Here is a 15,611-nt window from a genome sequence, read left to right on the forward strand (position 1 = left end):
CCATCCTCATTTTCCGCTATTCAAGCCAGCCCTGCGCTGGCTTTTTTCATGTCATCAGAAACTTAACCTTAATCACAATTTTCACGATAAATCCGTTTGCCACCACTTTACTGTATGTAGATACAGTATATACTGTGCAAATAAACAGGTGTTGATTTAGACAGGTGAACACAAATGCTGGCACACATGACGATCTCTAATTTTGCAATTGTCAAAAATCTCGAGTTTGAAATGAAATCTGGGATGACAACCATCACAGGTGAAACCGGTGCAGGTAAATCGATAGCGATTGATGCCCTTGGCTTATGCCTGGGCGACCGTGCTGAAGCCAGCATGGTCCGTCCGGGAGAAGACAAAGCAGAAATTCATGCAACCTTCTCGCTGCGCAACAATCAGGCCGCCCGCCGCTGGCTGGAAGACAACGAGCTGATTGAAGGCGACGAATGTATTTTACGCCGTGTGGTGACCAAAGAAGGCCGCTCCCGTGGTTTTATCAACGGCAGCCCTGTACCCGCCTCCCAGCAAAAAGCACTGGGCCAGCTGCTGATCAACATTCACGGCCAGCATGCACACCAGTTGCTGATGCGTCCGGAACACCAGCAGGAAATGCTGGATAACTATGCCGGTCACCATGCCCTGATGGAAAAAGTCAGCAGTGATTATCAGGCCTGGCGGCACGCCAAAAACGAGCTGAACCGTCTGAGCCAAAACCGCGCCGATAACGAAGCGCAAAAGCAGCTGATCCAGTATCAGGTCAAAGAGCTCAACGAGCTGGCACTGGGCGAAGACGAATTTGCTGAGATCGAAGAAGAGCACAAGCGCCTGTCCAATTCCGGCGATCTCGCACTCACCAGCCAGCATGCCCTCGCCTTGCTGTACGAAGGGGATGAGGTCAATGCACTGCAGCTACTGCAGCAGGCCAGCCAGCAACTGATTGAGCTGGGTGAAATGGACAGCAAGCTCAGCACGCTCGCCCCTATGCTGGAAGAAGCCATTATTCAGGTCCAGGAAGCCAGCCAGGAGCTGCGCGGTTATATGGACGATCTGGATATGGACCCGCAACGTCTGGTCTATCTCGAAGAGCGTCTGGCGAAAATCATGTCGCTGGCCCGGAAACACTATGTGATGCCCGCGGAGCTGTGGCAGAAGCATCAGGAGTTGCTGCTGGAGCTTGAAAACCTGGACGGCGGCGACGAGAAGCTCGATGCCCTGGCCGATGCAGTAGAAGCCAAACGCCTGAGCTTTCTCGACAGCGCAGAAAAACTGAGCAAAAGCCGCCAGCGTTACGCCAAAGAGCTGAACAAAAAAATCTCGCATAGCATGCACGAGCTGAGTATGGAGAAAGCCATTTTCCAGATTGATATCCACAGCGATCCGGAACGCATGCTGACCCCGCTGGGTTTTGACACCATTACCTTCATGGTCTCCACCAACCCGGGCCAGCCGCTGCAACCGCTGGGCAAAGTGGCCTCGGGCGGTGAGCTGTCACGAATTTCTCTGGCCATTCAGGTGATCACCGCGCAGAAAGTGGAAACGCCCAGCCTGATTTTTGATGAAGTGGATGTCGGTATCAGTGGCCCGACGGCTGCGATTGTCGGCCGTATGCTGCGTACCCTGGGCACCTCGACGCAGGTGATCTGTGTGACCCACTTGCCGCAGGTTGCCGGTTGCGGGCATCAGCAGATGTTCGTTGCCAAGAAAACCGCCAAAGGCCAGACCGAAACCCAGATGAAAGCGCTGGATGAAAGCTCGCGCATCAGTGAGCTGGCCCGCCTGCTGGGCGGCAGTGAGATCACAGAGCGCACACTGGCCAATGCCAAGGAATTGCTGGTCGCAGCATGATCCGGCTCAGAAAGTTGCCCGCGAATCGCACCGCGGATGCAACTTTCTGAGTATTCCAGCGTCTGAACTCCCGCGAAATCTTTGCATTCTGCGGGCGTTCCCCGTCGAGTGCTTTTACTTCTGACACTAACTTGCTTATCATCACAAGCAGAACTGATTATTTTGCCGGGATGCTATGAACTGGAAAACTTTTGCCGCGTTAGCGCTGAGCGTCAGCCTGCTGGGTGGCTGCTCTTTGGTTGAACGCTTGGTCTACCGTATTGATATCAATCAGGGCAACTATCTGGATGAAAAAGATATCAATAACCTCAGATACGGCATGAATCAGGAACAGGTGCGTTATGTGCTTGGCTCGCCGATGCTGGTTGAACCTGAATACCCGAACACCTGGTACTATGTGTTCTACCACAAACCGGGCCATGATGAGCCGGAACAGAAAGATCTGATTCTCACCTTTGATCAAAACCGTTTGCTGACCCGCATGACAGGGGATTATCAGCCAGGGCCGAACTTCAACGATCCGTTAAATTAAACGGCTCACGGCTTCAGCGCCAGAACACAAAAAAGCTCGCCTCGGCGAGCTTTTCTTTTTTATTTTCTATTCTCAGCAGCCAGTCCATTCAGCTGTTGACTTCCTTTCCAGCGAGACAACCTCAGCGCTCGGTATCACTGTCCTTTGCATCTGGCGCGCCTGACGCTGGTGCAGCGTCACCTTTGGCTTTCTTGGCCGCCAGCGCTTCCTGCTTAGCCTGCTCGGCGCGCTTGCGGCGGATTTCTTTCGGATCGGCCAGCAAAGGGCGATAAATCTCAATCCGATCGCCTTCATGCACTAGAGCATCCAGCTTGACGGTGCGGCTGAACACCCCGACCTTGTTCTTTTTCAGGTCGATCTCCGGATACATCTCCAGCACCCCGGAGCGTTCAATGATCTCCTGTACGGGCGTATCCGGGGTAATCGCCAGCTTGATTACCCGCTGGGTATTGGGCAGCGCGTACACCACCTCGACATGAATCAGATGATTTTGCTCAGAGCTCATAAACTTCCCTGGCCCTCTGGGTAAAAGCATTCACCATGTTGTTGGTCAGCTCGTGAAAAACTTTGCCAAACACAGCTTCCACCAACGCATTAGTGAATTCAAAATCCAGCTTCAGTTCGACTTTGCAGGCATCAACATCCAGCTCGGTGAAGTGCCAGCCACCCACCAGTTTACGGAACGGCCCTTCCACCAGCTGCATGCTGATCTTATGAATGCCTTCTAACTGATTACGAGTCACAAAGGTTTTTTTGATCCCAGCCTTGGAAACGTCTACTGCCGCCATCATATGTTCAGTAGAGCTTTCCAGAATTTTGGTGCCAGAGCATCCCGGCAGAAACGCCGGATAAGACTCAACATCGTTCACCAGGTCAAACATTTGCTTGGCACTGAACGGGACCAGTGCAGAGCGACTGATTTGAGGCATAGTTTCTCCTTAACCCTATATCGCTGGTAATGATACCATTAGTCGGCGATCTGCCAAAGATTCAGTCATCGTGTGTCTCCATGGCTTATTGCCTCTGGGAAAAACGTTCCCCTAACAACTTGAATCCGTATAATAAGAAGCTATGGCAAAGAAAAAACCAAACAAGCCGGGCAGCAACACCATTGCGCTGAATAAGTCTGCCCGCCATGAATTTTCGATTCATGATGAATATGAAGCCGGCATTTCGCTCCAGGGTTGGGAAGTGAAGTCCCTGCGTGCAGGTAAAGCCAACATTTCCGAAAGCTATGTGTTTATCCGGAACGGCGAGGCGTTTCTCTCGGGCGCCACCTTTACGCCGCTCAATGCCGCCTCGACCCACGTAGTGGCTGAGCCGACCCGTGTGCGTAAGCTATTGTTAAATCGCCGCGAACTGGACCGCTTAACCGGCGCAGTCAACCGCGACGGTGAAACCATTGTGGCACTTTCCATGTACTGGAAGGGATCATGGGTTAAACTGAAGTTAGGGACCGCGAAAGGTAAAAAGCTTCACGATAAACGCTCAGACGCCAAAGACCGCGACTGGCAGCGTGATAAAGCGCGAATCATGAAGCACAGTTCGCGGTAGTCATTGACCTGGCAGAATTTTCTGCTAGTATTGAACACCTCACTGGGGCTGATTCAGGATTCGACAGGATCAAGAAGGCCCGTGGAGCATGCAGAGGTGCGGTTTGCCTCTTTAAAAAGCCGCAAAAAAATAGTCGCAAACGACGAAAACTACGCACTAGCAGCTTAATAACCTGCTCAGAGCCTGCCCTCCCTAGCCTTAGCTCGTAGGACGGGGATTCAGGGCAGTCAAACCCAAACGAGATCGCGTGGAAGCTTTGACCTGGGAGCGGAAGCGTTAAATTTAATTCAGGTGTGTCTCAGCATGGCGTGTTTGTTCGCAGTGCTTTGACGAGATTAAAGACAAACTAAGCATGTAGCGCCATTGGTTAGACTGATTTTGGACGCGGGTTCAACTCCCGCCAGCTCCACCAAATCGTATACGAAGACATCTTCGGATGTCACAAAGCCCGCTAAGGTCCTGACCTGGCGGGCTTTTTGTTTTTAGAATCGAAATACCTCGTTTTGGGTTTGTCCACTTCCCCTATGCTGAGACAGTCTAAACTGGAGATTTCTGCCACATAACAGCAGGAGATCACCATGAAGAAGTCACGGTTCACCGAAACACAGATAGTCGCGATTCTCAAAGAAGCGGATGCGGGCCTGAAGGTCGATGATATTTGCCGCCAGCACGGGATTAGCAGCGCCACCTACTATAACTGGAAAGCCAAATATGGCGGGTTGGACGCCTCTGAGCTCAAGCGAATCAAAGAGCTTGAAGCAGAAAATGCCAAGCTCAAAAAGATGTTCGCAGACGTCAGTTTAGAAAACCAGGCCATGAAGGAGCTGTTTGAAAAAAGGGTTGGTAGCCAGCAGCAGGCGCGATTGTGCATGTATGTTGGTGGCTGCAGGTCTTAGTGTCACCCGTGCGTGCAGACTCACGCTTTTGGGACGGGCCAGCTACTACAGAAGTCCCAAGGATTGGCGCATTGCCGACAGCGATGTCATCGATGCCCTGAACGCGGTGCTTGAGAAGTCACCCAATGCAGGATTCTGGAAATGCTTCAGGCGAATGCGACGAAAGGGAAAAGGGTTCAATCATAAGCGTGTATACCGAGTTTACTGCCGGATGGGATTAAACCTAAAAAGGCGACAAAAACGCGTATTACCGGCTCGCATCGCTACGCCATTAGATGTGGTGAATCAATCGAACTATCAATGGGCACTCGATTTTATGCATGACAGCTTATATTGCGGCAAGCGTTTTCGGACACTGAACATTCTTGATGAATCGACCCGAGAATGTCTGGTGATAGAAGTGGATACGAGTTTGCCCGCAGGACGCGTGGTGCGCGCCTTAGAGCATTTGAAACAGGAGCGAGGTCTGCCAAAACAGCTTCGAATGGATAATGGGCCAGAGCTGATATCGTCCCAGTTAACCGACTGGTGTGAGGTTCATAACATCGAGCTGGTTTATATCCAGCCAGGAAAACCTCAGCAAAATGGGTTTGTAGAACGCTTCAACGGGTCATTTCGCCGCGAGTTTTTGAATGCCTATTTGTTCGAGTCACTTGAGCAGGTTCGGGATATGGCTTGGGTATGGATGTGCGATTACAACGAAGAGCGAACACACGAGAGCTTAGGCAATATTCCTCCGGCTGAATACCGGAGGCAACTGGAAACCTCTAGTTTTGAATTGTCTCGCTAAAGGGGAAGTGGACAGGTTGTCTCGCAAAAAGGGAAGTGGACAGAAACATTTCGATCCATTATTTTGATCCCATCTTAACATCCGTTGAATTTCAAATAATTACACCATAGTAAATAATATAGTAACTGGGTATTGTTGGCTTACTAAATTTTCTAGTTTAGATTCACATGTTTGCACAGCAAATTTTACGCCTGAAATCAATTTAGATTTTTTATTAATTTTAGGAAGCTCATTTTTCAATACATGCTCTAAACATTCTTGTGATATTTTATCTTTCACGTAAGTTGAGTTCGTTAAAAGCCAAGTAATAACTTCAACATGCTCTTGATCTAATAGATGATAACTCTTATCACTTCCACCATCAGGAAAACCATACAACAGCACCTGTTTAGCTTGGCCTTGCACATCCAGGTATTTTATTGCATTATCTTGACCATACGTGATCAATTCAACTGTAAACAAATTATTATGCCCAGACTTTACAGAAGCTTCTGTACGAGACATATTATGAAATGCAAGAGTTCTAACTTGTCGAACTACACTTTCTCGTGCAATTGCAACAGGAGCATATTTGCCTAAAATAAGATATCGCAATAGTTCGAAAAATGGTTTAGCTACAATTTTTTTCTCATCTACATTTATCCACCATCTTCTTTTTTCTTTATCTAAATCAGTTGGTAATGGTATTGAATAATGTTTATTCGATGGTCCACTAGATAGACTTCCTTGAATAAAAATAAGGTTAATCCCTTGCTTGATTATATTCCTACTTAAATCACATTGTTGTGTACAATTTAATAAAACTTCATCACCTTCAGAAAAGCAATCATCTAATCCCAAAGTAATCCCTTTTCGTAATAGCAAACCAAAAGGAATTTTATAAGGTATTTTAGATGGTGTCTCACTTAAAAAGTGTAATATTTCATTATTAAACTCAATATCATCTACTGCCTTGCCAAGAAAATATGTAGAGGCTTCAAAATCATGCATTGCATTAGGTGATTCCTTAGAAAAGCTACAATGTTTTTCTGTATATTCATTCAGATGTTTTTCTAAATTAGATATTTGTAAATTTAAACCTTCGTCACACTCCATGCTATATTGCAACTTTGTCGAAAATATAGATAGTAAATGATCAGAAAAAGGTACGTTTTCCGTTGTTGTACAAGCGTGCATTTGGTGAAGATATGGATAATCTAAAGTCCATAATTTTTCTAATAATGTATGAGTTGATTTAGCTATAGCCTCTTCAAGACTCAAAGACAATTCTCTGATAAAACGACTTTCTTTTTCAGAACGACACATCTGAGCATAAGCCAACTGGACTTGAGTTTCCGCACTATTAGATTTTAAATCTACTTCTTTGTTTAAAATAGAAAAACTCAAAGAGCTTATTTTCGCCTCTTTACGAAACATTTTTTTTGCTCTTCTAATTCATCTCTAGAAGAAATTAAAAAAATACCCGGATGGTTTCCATCTTTGTACAACTCTCCTAGGTAATTCGCAAGACCAGGAAAATTATTGTCATAATCATCATTCATCATCAAATCCATAATTACAACATCATAACCAATCAGCTCATTAGAGTTAAGCGGCCTTCGATTTTTTCTTTCTACTAAAAATTGCTTCTCATCACTGAAACACTTAAAAAAAGGACGAAAAACGATACTAGTTTGTTCAATCTGACAAATTAGTTGCTGTAATGATTCTTGTGATTCATCTTTAAACAATCTAAGATAATCATCATCGCACAGCGCTATTTCTATAAATTTTGTAGATTGAATAAAATCAATTATTGCTTCATAATCATGCACATCTAAGTGCTCTATCTTCTTTCTTTCTAAATATTCTACAGTAGCTAAGAATTCTTTACTATCTTCATCACTGATTCTTTTATAAAAATCACAATCAGATACGTCCGAATATTTAGGAAAAACATCATCATCTAATATAATTACTTTTTTCTTATTATCTTGCATTTCCATCACTCACTAATCAACTCTTAGGTAGTTCTAAAATAAAGTTTCTAAGTCTTCCATCACTATCTTCAACTGAATCAAGGTATATAGAGCACTGATGATAATCTGCAACTTCTTTACAAATAAACAAACCCAATCCTTTACCTTTCGGTCGATTAGAGTAGTACGCTCTAAATATATCAGATTTAACTGAAGGGTCTATTCCAGGTCCGTTATCTCTAACATTTAAAGTATAAGTTTCTGTATCAATATTAATAATTACTTCTCTGCTTTTTTCGCCTGCTATTAACCCTTGTTGCAACCAATATATCGAGTTAGCTAGTAAATTTTCTAGAACTAAGGCCACCAACCCTTTAACCATATTCACATTAAATTTTTTTCTGAATTCACATCATCTACAGTAATAGTTATATTTATACAGTGTCGAGTTACACGCCCTGAAAATCCAGCTACAACACTTTTAACTACTTCCGTTAAATTAAATCTTTCTTTTCTATTACGGCCTGATGGACTTAACGCATCAACAGTTCTTATCCTTTTGTTGGTGACATTGATTTGTTCTCTAATTATAGATATTACATTAGAAATATCTTGATTAGGGTTGTTTTTTTCCAAAAGTTTAAGGTTATCCGTAGTTTTCTCAGTGAGACGAGCTAGTTCATGTATTACTTTGTCGACGATCATGCCTAAACCAGCTAATTCTAAAACCTCAACTCGTTGATCAGTAGCAAGTTTTATCGCATTCTCATATTTACGTATGTTTTCATACTGCGTTTTTAAAACATGGTTGATCTCTGAAATAACTTCAATTTTATCTTTTGGAACAACTTTCTTAAGTTCTATAGTTTTCCTTTGGGCTCTCTTTAATCTATTTCTAGCATCTTGGAGCGTTTCTTCTGCTGTTAATTCTTGTGATGATGTATTAGCTTCATTAGTCTTATAAAGTTCTATGTGCGACTTAAGCTCAGTATTAACAACTTCTGTCAATATTCTTTTTAATAAATCTAAATGTTCGCAACTAATTAATTTCTCTCTGTTTGCAGCATCAATAAGTTTAGGGTTACTTCTTTGAGTAATAGATAAAGCACCAACAGTTTGGTAGCGATTAAATGAGAAACCCTGGGACTTTAAAGAACCAGTATCAACTTTCAACCAATCATCTTCCAAACTTCCAGTCATTCCTATACGAAAGTTATCTCTATAAATTGCATAACCTCCGCACCAAAGATTTAATTCTTCTTTAATTTGGCTTGGAGAATGATCAATATTGGGGCCTTTTAAATCACTACGGTTAAACCAAAGAAGATCAAGTTGAAACCCCCTAACTCTTTTAATAATCTTTTATCTAGGAAATTCCCATTATTTCCTAAAAGCCTCAAAAGATCATTTTCAGACCATTCTCTAATATCAGGACTAGATTTTCCTCGCCATACTAATTCAGAACGCAATGAATATGGCAGACTTTCATTTATAGAAAGGTTAATACTAGCACTAAAATTTGCAGCTTTTTTAAACCATGGATATATTCTTTCTACCGATAGTTTTTTTCCATTTAAATATATTAATATTGGGAATCTATTTTTTTTGCGAATGGATTTTGTAACCGTCTAATATAAGAGTGAATAAAATCCGATACTTTATCTTCGTCCCAGTGAGCATAGACACCCTTGACAATAATTTTAGTTCCATGGGCACTAATTTCTTTTTTCTCTCCTATATCAACAGATACTTCAATATCATCTAAATACAAAGAAGGATCATCAAATTTTTTCCAGTCAAACGTTACCTCATTCTCAAACTCTTCATTTTCTTTGGAAGAAATGACTTTAGCGTAACGTCCTAATCTCATCATGGATAAACGACCAACACCTTTCTCTCCAAGTATTTCACCATTAGTATCAGACTGCTTTTCAATCCATTTAGTAGGAGTTCCTATTACTAAAAATGAATTTTGGAGTTTATTAGCATCCATGCCAGATCCATTATCTTCAATGATAATAGATACCATCTCATCATATATTGTGTGAGATATCTCTACAAAATCATTTGAATCATCAACATTTAATAGGTTATCTACTTCTATCAACTTGTCATCAAGTTCAAAGCCATCAATAAAATTACTCTTTAGTTTATTAATAAACTCTGCTTTAGACATCCCACCTAAACTAGAAGTAAATTCATCTCTAGACACTTTGAACGGATTAGTAATATTTATGTGAACTTGCTTAGATTTTGCGTCAAGAGCATTTTTAATTAGTTCATTTAGAGCTATTTCATCCGACGTAATTAGTTCGGCACCCAACTGCCTTAAGGCTCTCGCTGCAATTCGGAAGCCAGGAATATTTCCCATTTCATTTCTCCTCTTAGCCTCTAAGAATTTTATTTATGGCAAATGTTACAAGACCCATTTCCTTCATCAGAAAAATATAGCTCGTCAATATCATCCAAGTCGTGATGTAATGCATTTATAGGTCTATTCTTTTTCTCTCTCAATTTGCGAGCTTCAAAGTCAGATTTGATTTGAACAATTCGTTGAGGCTGTTCCAAATCTTCCAATGACTCTCCTTGAGACCAGAGGAAAGGAGAGTTACATTCCTTCGCTTTTTTCATATCGCTTGGCTTCTTCAAAAGCTTCAGGATGTCTTTCCTTCAGATGGACCCATTCAATTTTCTGTTGGAAAAAACAGAACGTACAACCACTTCTAGACCGCCATTCGTAATATTTAGGTATTCCCAATGGGGAATCCTCCAACAGGCGAAAAACATCATTTCTAGTGTAACCTGCTTCCCTAAATGGGAAGTGTATATGTAAATTTTGATGGTGACTGTTATATCCATCACGATGCTGTTCATCTGCACGAATTGCAACAAAACTATGAACTATGTGTCCATCTCGAATCATTGAATTCACCCAATTCTTGAATGGTAATAGCTTGAGCTGACGTGTACACCACCTAGTTTGCGCTGAGGGTAAGTAGTTACCATATTGCTCTAACCAAAAATCAAAACCTCTCTCTTCATTGAGCCTAAGAATAGGTTTTCCTAAAAACCCTTCTAACTTATTGAGGTATTCATAAACTTCTGGAAGCTCTTTCCCTGTATCGGTAAAAAAATACTCAATATCCAACTCAGGATGTTCATGTTTCATAAAGATAGCTAGTGCTGCACTATCTTTGCCTCCAGATAGTCCAAGAACATATTTATGTGCCATCATTTACCTCATCAAGTTGTTCTAATGCAGAAATAATTACAGACAGTTGTTCGTGTCGAGGTAAGTTGGAAGATTTTAAATCTTTAAGCATTTTCGCACCTAAAATTGCAAGCTCTGACCGCTTATTTTTATCCAGCTCTATACTCGTTTCAATTATTCCTTTACGTGGTGTAGCGTAAACAACGGCTATAGATTCTCGTTGATTTTCTAAGCCGTGTATATGAGCTAAAGTTTCAAGCTTCCTAAATTGCATACAGACCTCAGCGATCCGGTTTTTGGCCGTAATGACGTCAAAATCAGTCCAGTCTTCAGTTTTTTTCTCGACAATTGCTCCTAAAACATTTTTCAAAGCAAACTCAGAGCCATCAAAGCTGGACATTCTACTTATAAACGCATTTTCGGCTAAAGTAGATGCTCGATCTTTAATCACCGAAGCTCTTTCATTTAGTCGAGTAACATCATCATCATTAAGTTCTTTAAACAATAATGATGATAATTCATTAAGCATCCTAGGGTAGGCGTTGACCAAATCACTCAAAGATTCTTGTAACTTTTCCAATATATTATCAATATCACTTATCTTATAAATGGATGATATATCATGAAAAATAACCTTATGAGGGTCAGAAGCCCTTCCTAATTCATCTCTTAATTTCAGAGTTTCTTTACTGAAGTTTCGAGTACTGCGCGTCCATTTCGGTAATCTACGTATCAAAGCAACTAAACCTCGTGCCGCTTCTAGTGGTGAAGCAGCTTCAGAAACTCTACAGTTAAGATTTCTCAAAACTTTTGAAATACCTTCGAGTAAAGCTTTTCTTGATTTTGTTATTTCAATTCCTTGCAATTCAAATCTTGATATGTTTTGTAAACTTTCATCCAGCGTAACCTCATCTACATTAGGTAGATAATACTGGTCTTTGTATAAACCTAGTTTAGATTTGTTCGCAAAATAAAATACCCAAAAAAGTAACGGTAATAATCCCTCTTTAACACCAAAAGGTGGTTGTTTCCATAGTTCATAAATGTCGGACACATTTCTTTTACGATCATTCAAGTTGATCAACTTCATAGCCTCTTCCCATAAAAGAGGGATCGTACTTTCCTGTAATGTTGGTTTTAAAAACGCCCATTGCCCCGTTTTAGGATTGAGTTGGTGCATTTGAGTTGCTTTCAAGCAAGTCAAATAAAGTCCTTTTTCAGCAGGATAGCCCTCAATTCCCAAATCTTCTCTTTGTTCGGATTCAAGCATCTTATAAAGTAATGTTCTTCTAGCTTTAACACTATTGCTTGATAACACATCTCTATTTATAAGTTCACTTGATATTCTAGGAGTATGTGAAAAAATCTTATCTGCTAAATTTGAACAAAGCTGAGAAATATTTTTACAATACTCTCCATTTAGCGATTCTGAACTGTACCATTTAGCATTTCCTATAGAGACTGAAACAGAATGCTTAATTCTTTCAACAGAAACCCTTCGTCTTTCAAGAAGCTCTTTACGAGCAACTGAGTCACCACTCAACTCTTGGTGAGTCTCAATTCTATCTAATGCTGAAACTTCTTTAATTAAGTCATATATTTCCGCTCTGTTATTAGGAATACCTACAATACTATTATTCTTTTCTGTTTCAAGTAGCTTTAAATCAGCTTTGTCTAAGTTATCTTTATCTAGTAGGAGTAAAAACTGACCAAATTCACTTGGGTTAGCCTTGAATGATGTGATTTTTTTACGCAAAGATTCACTATCAACAACAGATATTTTCATCCAACGTAAAGCACCTGTAAGATGAAGGTGCTTTTTCGCAACTACTGGATGGAGACGAACATGCTTTTCTGCCTTGTGTAAGTCAAAATGCTCTCTGTTCAGCTCAGTTCTAAGTGCTCCATTGAAATCAAAATCACTACCTTCAAATACAGACCAAGCATCATTAAACCTTCTGAATACAATTATTTTCCACTCTTCTAATTCTTGTAGCGCGTTCTGAACTTCCCGCTGAGAATAATTTAAACAAATTGTTTCAAGAATTGATGTACTTGCACATAACCCTGTTCCATTTTTGAATAGATCAATCACAGAAATACTTTTTGTTAGTGATACATGTAATTTATTCCCATGCTGTATTGCTCTCTCAATAGAACTATTCGCTAACACCCATCGCTGACTATCCGTTGATGCAATAATCGAAGGCTCCAGGTTCTCCTTCAAGTAATCCCAGTACATATCCGGTGTATACGACTCTAATAGATTATCTTCAGTTAGACGCATAAAATATTGAAAGCCAAATGTTTCCAACGAGCTTAAGAAACCAAAAACACTTCGCTCATTCTGTCCGTACTGCCTTTTGGATGCAGGACCAAGCATCATGGCTGTTACTGGATGAATTGGCCAACATTCTTTCAATTGTTTCTGAAAGTTATCATTAATAGAATATCGCTTCGTTTTAATAAAGCTTGCCACTTCAAAACAAACTTCATTAGCTTTTTCTGAGATTGAACCATTGTATTTAATTGCTTTACCAATTAACTCAATACTTTCATCAGAGCTAGTAACTAATGGTATATCAGAAAATCTGCCTTGCACTTTCTCCCATTCGTACTGGATTTTTTCTGAAAAGTTTTGATGCTTAGCATACTGCCTAAATGATTGATGTAATATACCGATCAGAACCATATTACTTTTGGCTCTAGAAACAAACTCAGCAAGTTCCTGGAAGAAATAGATATCATCACCTTGTTGCTCTGTTCCTTCCAACAATTTTCCCATTTCATCAATGATAAGCAAAAGCCCATCATGAGATAACGATAAATTTCTTAGTGTCGAAAATAACTCTTCTTGAGTAGAAATAGATATTCCAGTTTGAGATTGTATCGCTTGAGAAATGGCCGATATAGAACTACTCCGGCTTCCTACAACAGGGATAATGAGCCAACCTTTACCTCCTTTTGGGAAAGCATCTTGAAAACCTTCAACTAAAGCAAGCTCATGAATATTTTCACTAACTTCGTTTTTCCTGAGTAAGCTAGCAAGAGCCAAAGCTAGGCTAGATTTACCACTACCGAATGGGCCTGTCCATGTAAATGCTCTTTGATTGGTATTTACAATTTGTTGAGACATAGTAAACAACAGTTTTTTAGCTGTTTCCAGACAAACATATCCGCCCAAAGCATCTGAGTTATTCAAATCATCAGTTAATCGAATCGATTTTTGATAGTAGGGTGCAATGTCGACAACTTGACTCAGTGTTACTTTACTACTCATAAGCCTTCTCCAACATTTTTACCATTAACTTTTCAAAATCATAATCGGTACGTAAAATTTGTTTAATTCCTGCAGAGTCTGACCATATCAATTTGCCTTGGGTTCGCTCTTCAATAGCAAGAAGCCTTTCTGCAACTGAGTTTTCATCAAGTTTAAAAATCCGTCCTGGAGAACCCTCTGCATAAGTTACTAAATCTAATGACAGTGTATTAGAGGTATTTCCTGTAGAATTCCAAAAGCTTAGTAACGTATAAACAAACAAATAATCATTTAATGATTCCTTCGGACCTCTGTTGAAAGAATAAGTCCCTTGATTATCTTGATTTATCAATCCAAGCTCGCTAAATACAGGCTCAGCAAAGTCTTCTTGATAACATTCGTTACCACCAAGTTTAAGAGAGTAGCTTCGAAAAACCACATCTAAATCCTTAGTTAAGCTACTAAGGGAAATACTTTTACCTTTTGTGTGAATCAAATTCACAAGCTCTTCTTTTACATCATTTTTTTGAACTTACTTGAATTTAATCGGTTGAAAATGTAGTAAATACTAGTTGCTTTGTAACCCGCACTTGCTAAAGACCAATGTAGTAACCATGTAGTCGTTACTGATTCAGAGTAAGGATCATAGCCATCTTCTAGAAATACTCTTTCTCCTAGTTCTGTGATTCTGAAGTGAGAGCTATCATGCTCGGCAATTACACCACATGCCAAAGCCCAGTACTTCATCGAAGTAAGCATATTTTTTCCTACCCCTAGTTCTGCAAACTGCTGAGGAGATGAAAACTTACTCTTTAAAATCAATTTATTAGATGACATATCGATGACTTTTTTTAGCCAAGTCTGTCGCAAAGGAAATGTTTCATGCCCACTAAATGTCAAGGCATACTTATTATTATCGAAAACGCTGTACATAAATTCCTCTTACTGGATATCAACCGCCAGTGAATGCTCTTAGTATACTGTACAAGTGACAGACAATGAAGAGGCTACTGGACATGTGTCTCCAGTACGGAGGTGTAGGCTTTAATGCTTAGGAATAAATTTGAGAAAAAACAGTATGGTATTGATTTTACTTTATTTTTTTAGATTCGAATTCCAAATAGTAAATTAGGTTGACTATCTGCTTCGCATACGAATACCACCGTTGTAACCGTGTAGCCTTTCTCCGTTGTAATAGCTCATAGAAGCAGTTGATATCTCTGCTTACTTCAGCTAAGAACGCATAGCCTGTTGTAGCGGGAACCCAGTCCAATTTTAAGCTCCAGAACAATCTGTCATCGGCGCGTTGAAGCTCGTAAGCCATAGACAACGCTTTTTTCACTAATACAGCATCGAGGCTATCTGACATTACCCAGATGACGACGTGCCGATGATAGAGGTAATAACAACAACAAGATAACGTAAGCGTTGATCCACCCTGACATACATAACATCACCGCATCATACCCGGCTAGATGCATCGACTTGGAATACACAATTGAGGTGATTGGTAGTATCTCGATGCTCAATCGTAGCATGTTTGCACCAGTGTGAACCAGGTTGCTTGCT

The 15,611-nt window shown here is 40.8% G+C and carries 14 protein-coding genes, 1 other RNA gene and 1 pseudogene; 5 read left to right on the forward strand and 11 right to left on the reverse strand.

Features of this window, described 5'->3' with window-relative positions:
- Positions 1-174 precede the first annotated feature (174 nt).
- Positions 175-1,842: a DNA repair protein RecN gene (gene recN, locus P4S53_RS20750; protein ID WP_337114178.1), complete on the forward strand. Its 1,668-nt coding sequence runs from the start codon at positions 175-177 to the stop codon at positions 1,840-1,842.
- A gap of 175 nt (positions 1,843-2,017) precedes the next feature.
- Positions 2,018-2,374 (forward strand): outer membrane protein assembly factor BamE, encoded by a 357-nt coding sequence (gene bamE, locus P4S53_RS20755; protein ID WP_046218907.1) that lies wholly within the window; start codon positions 2,018-2,020, stop codon positions 2,372-2,374.
- Between the two features lie 121 nt (positions 2,375-2,495).
- Here the strand turns inward: bamE and P4S53_RS20760 are convergent, their stop codons facing one another.
- A complete protein-coding gene (locus P4S53_RS20760) occupies positions 2,496-2,879 on the reverse strand; it encodes an RnfH family protein (protein ID WP_337114179.1) in 384 nt (127 codons plus the stop codon).
- A complete protein-coding gene (locus P4S53_RS20765; RefSeq protein ID WP_027253002.1) occupies positions 2,869-3,303 on the reverse strand; it encodes an SRPBCC family protein in 435 nt (144 codons plus the stop codon). Before P4S53_RS20765 ends, P4S53_RS20760 begins: the two co-directional genes overlap by 11 nt.
- Before the next feature lie 142 nt (positions 3,304-3,445).
- Between P4S53_RS20765 and smpB the strand changes: the two genes are divergently transcribed.
- From smpB to P4S53_RS20780, 3 genes are all read left to right on the forward strand, one after another.
- Positions 3,446-3,928, forward strand: a complete 483-nt coding sequence (gene smpB / locus P4S53_RS20770) for an SsrA-binding protein SmpB (RefSeq protein ID WP_027253003.1) — start codon at positions 3,446-3,448, stop codon at positions 3,926-3,928.
- Between the two features lie 44 nt (positions 3,929-3,972).
- Positions 3,973-4,340: a transfer-messenger RNA gene (ssrA, locus tag P4S53_RS20775) on the forward strand.
- 166 nt (positions 4,341-4,506) lie between these two features.
- A protein-coding gene (locus tag P4S53_RS20780) for an IS3 family transposase (protein ID WP_337114180.1) occupies positions 4,507-5,614 on the forward strand; the annotation gives its coding sequence in 2 pieces (ribosomal slippage) (positions 4,507-4,760 and positions 4,759-5,614; 1,110 coding nt in all).
- A gap of 99 nt (positions 5,615-5,713) precedes the next feature.
- Here P4S53_RS20780 and P4S53_RS20785 read toward each other — a convergent pair.
- From P4S53_RS20785 to P4S53_RS22685, 9 genes and pseudogenes are all read right to left on the reverse strand, one after another.
- Positions 5,714-7,030: a hypothetical protein gene (locus tag P4S53_RS20785; protein ID WP_337114181.1), complete on the reverse strand. Its 1,317-nt coding sequence runs from the start codon at positions 7,028-7,030 to the stop codon at positions 5,714-5,716.
- Complete coding sequence (locus tag P4S53_RS20790) at positions 7,006-7,593, reverse strand: hypothetical protein (protein WP_337114182.1); 588 nt, start codon at positions 7,591-7,593, stop codon at positions 7,006-7,008. Before P4S53_RS20790 ends, P4S53_RS20785 begins: the two co-directional genes overlap by 25 nt.
- Positions 7,594-7,609: 16 nt before the next feature.
- Entirely contained in the window at positions 7,610-7,954 is a 345-nt protein-coding gene (locus P4S53_RS20795; protein WP_337114547.1) for an ATP-binding protein, read from the reverse strand.
- A gap of 2 nt (positions 7,955-7,956) precedes the next feature.
- Positions 7,957-8,760, reverse strand: coding sequence for a hypothetical protein (locus tag P4S53_RS20800; RefSeq protein WP_337114183.1), 804 nt, complete (start codon positions 8,758-8,760; stop codon positions 7,957-7,959).
- Positions 8,761-9,154: 394 nt separating this feature from the next.
- The gene (locus P4S53_RS20805) at positions 9,155-9,943 is read right to left on the reverse strand and encodes an ATP-binding protein (RefSeq protein WP_337114184.1); all 789 of its coding nucleotides are present in this window, start codon (positions 9,941-9,943) and stop codon (positions 9,155-9,157) included.
- A 29-nt stretch (positions 9,944-9,972) separates the two neighbouring features.
- Complete coding sequence (locus P4S53_RS20810; protein WP_337114185.1) at positions 9,973-10,149, reverse strand: hypothetical protein; 177 nt, start codon at positions 10,147-10,149, stop codon at positions 9,973-9,975.
- Positions 10,150-10,180: 31 nt separating this feature from the next.
- Positions 10,181-10,804: a phosphoadenosine phosphosulfate reductase family protein gene (locus P4S53_RS20815; protein ID WP_337114186.1), complete on the reverse strand. Its 624-nt coding sequence runs from the start codon at positions 10,802-10,804 to the stop codon at positions 10,181-10,183.
- The gene (locus tag P4S53_RS20820; protein WP_337114187.1) at positions 10,794-14,063 is read right to left on the reverse strand and encodes an AAA family ATPase; all 3,270 of its coding nucleotides are present in this window, start codon (positions 14,061-14,063) and stop codon (positions 10,794-10,796) included. Before P4S53_RS20820 ends, P4S53_RS20815 begins: the two co-directional genes overlap by 11 nt.
- Positions 14,056-14,975: pseudogene (locus P4S53_RS22685) on the reverse strand (DUF4007 family protein). Before P4S53_RS22685 ends, P4S53_RS20820 begins: the two are co-directional and overlap by 8 nt.
- Positions 14,976-15,611: the final 636 nt, after the last annotated feature.

This window comes from Photobacterium sp. Hal280, assembly GCF_037162255.1.
Taxonomy (GTDB): Bacteria; Pseudomonadota; Gammaproteobacteria; order Enterobacterales; family Vibrionaceae; genus Photobacterium.

Bases quoted from the DNA above. Each gene is read 5' to 3' on its own strand.
- P4S53_RS20790 (WP_337114182.1), bottom strand. From the start codon at position 7,593: ATGCAAGATAATAAGAAAAAAGTAATTATATTAGATGATGATGTTTTT.
- smpB (WP_027253003.1), top strand. From the start codon at position 3,446: ATGGCAAAGAAAAAACCAAACAAGCCGGGCAGCAACACCATTGCGCTG.
- bamE (WP_046218907.1), top strand. From the start codon at position 2,018: ATGAACTGGAAAACTTTTGCCGCGTTAGCGCTGAGCGTCAGCCTGCTG.
- P4S53_RS20820 (WP_337114187.1), bottom strand. From the start codon at position 14,063: ATGAGTAGTAAAGTAACACTGAGTCAAGTTGTCGACATTGCACCCTAC.
- P4S53_RS20765 (WP_027253002.1), bottom strand. From the start codon at position 3,303: ATGCCTCAAATCAGTCGCTCTGCACTGGTCCCGTTCAGTGCCAAGCAA.
- P4S53_RS20795 (WP_337114547.1), bottom strand. From the start codon at position 7,954: ATGGTTAAAGGGTTGGTGGCCTTAGTTCTAGAAAATTTACTAGCTAAC.
- recN (WP_337114178.1), top strand. From the start codon at position 175: ATGCTGGCACACATGACGATCTCTAATTTTGCAATTGTCAAAAATCTC.
- P4S53_RS20815 (WP_337114186.1), bottom strand. From the start codon at position 10,804: ATGGCACATAAATATGTTCTTGGACTATCTGGAGGCAAAGATAGTGCA.
- P4S53_RS20760 (WP_337114179.1), bottom strand. From the start codon at position 2,879: ATGAGCTCTGAGCAAAATCATCTGATTCATGTCGAGGTGGTGTACGCG.
- P4S53_RS20785 (WP_337114181.1), bottom strand. From the start codon at position 7,030: ATGTTTCGTAAAGAGGCGAAAATAAGCTCTTTGAGTTTTTCTATTTTA.
- P4S53_RS20805 (WP_337114184.1), bottom strand. From the start codon at position 9,943: ATGGGAAATATTCCTGGCTTCCGAATTGCAGCGAGAGCCTTAAGGCAG.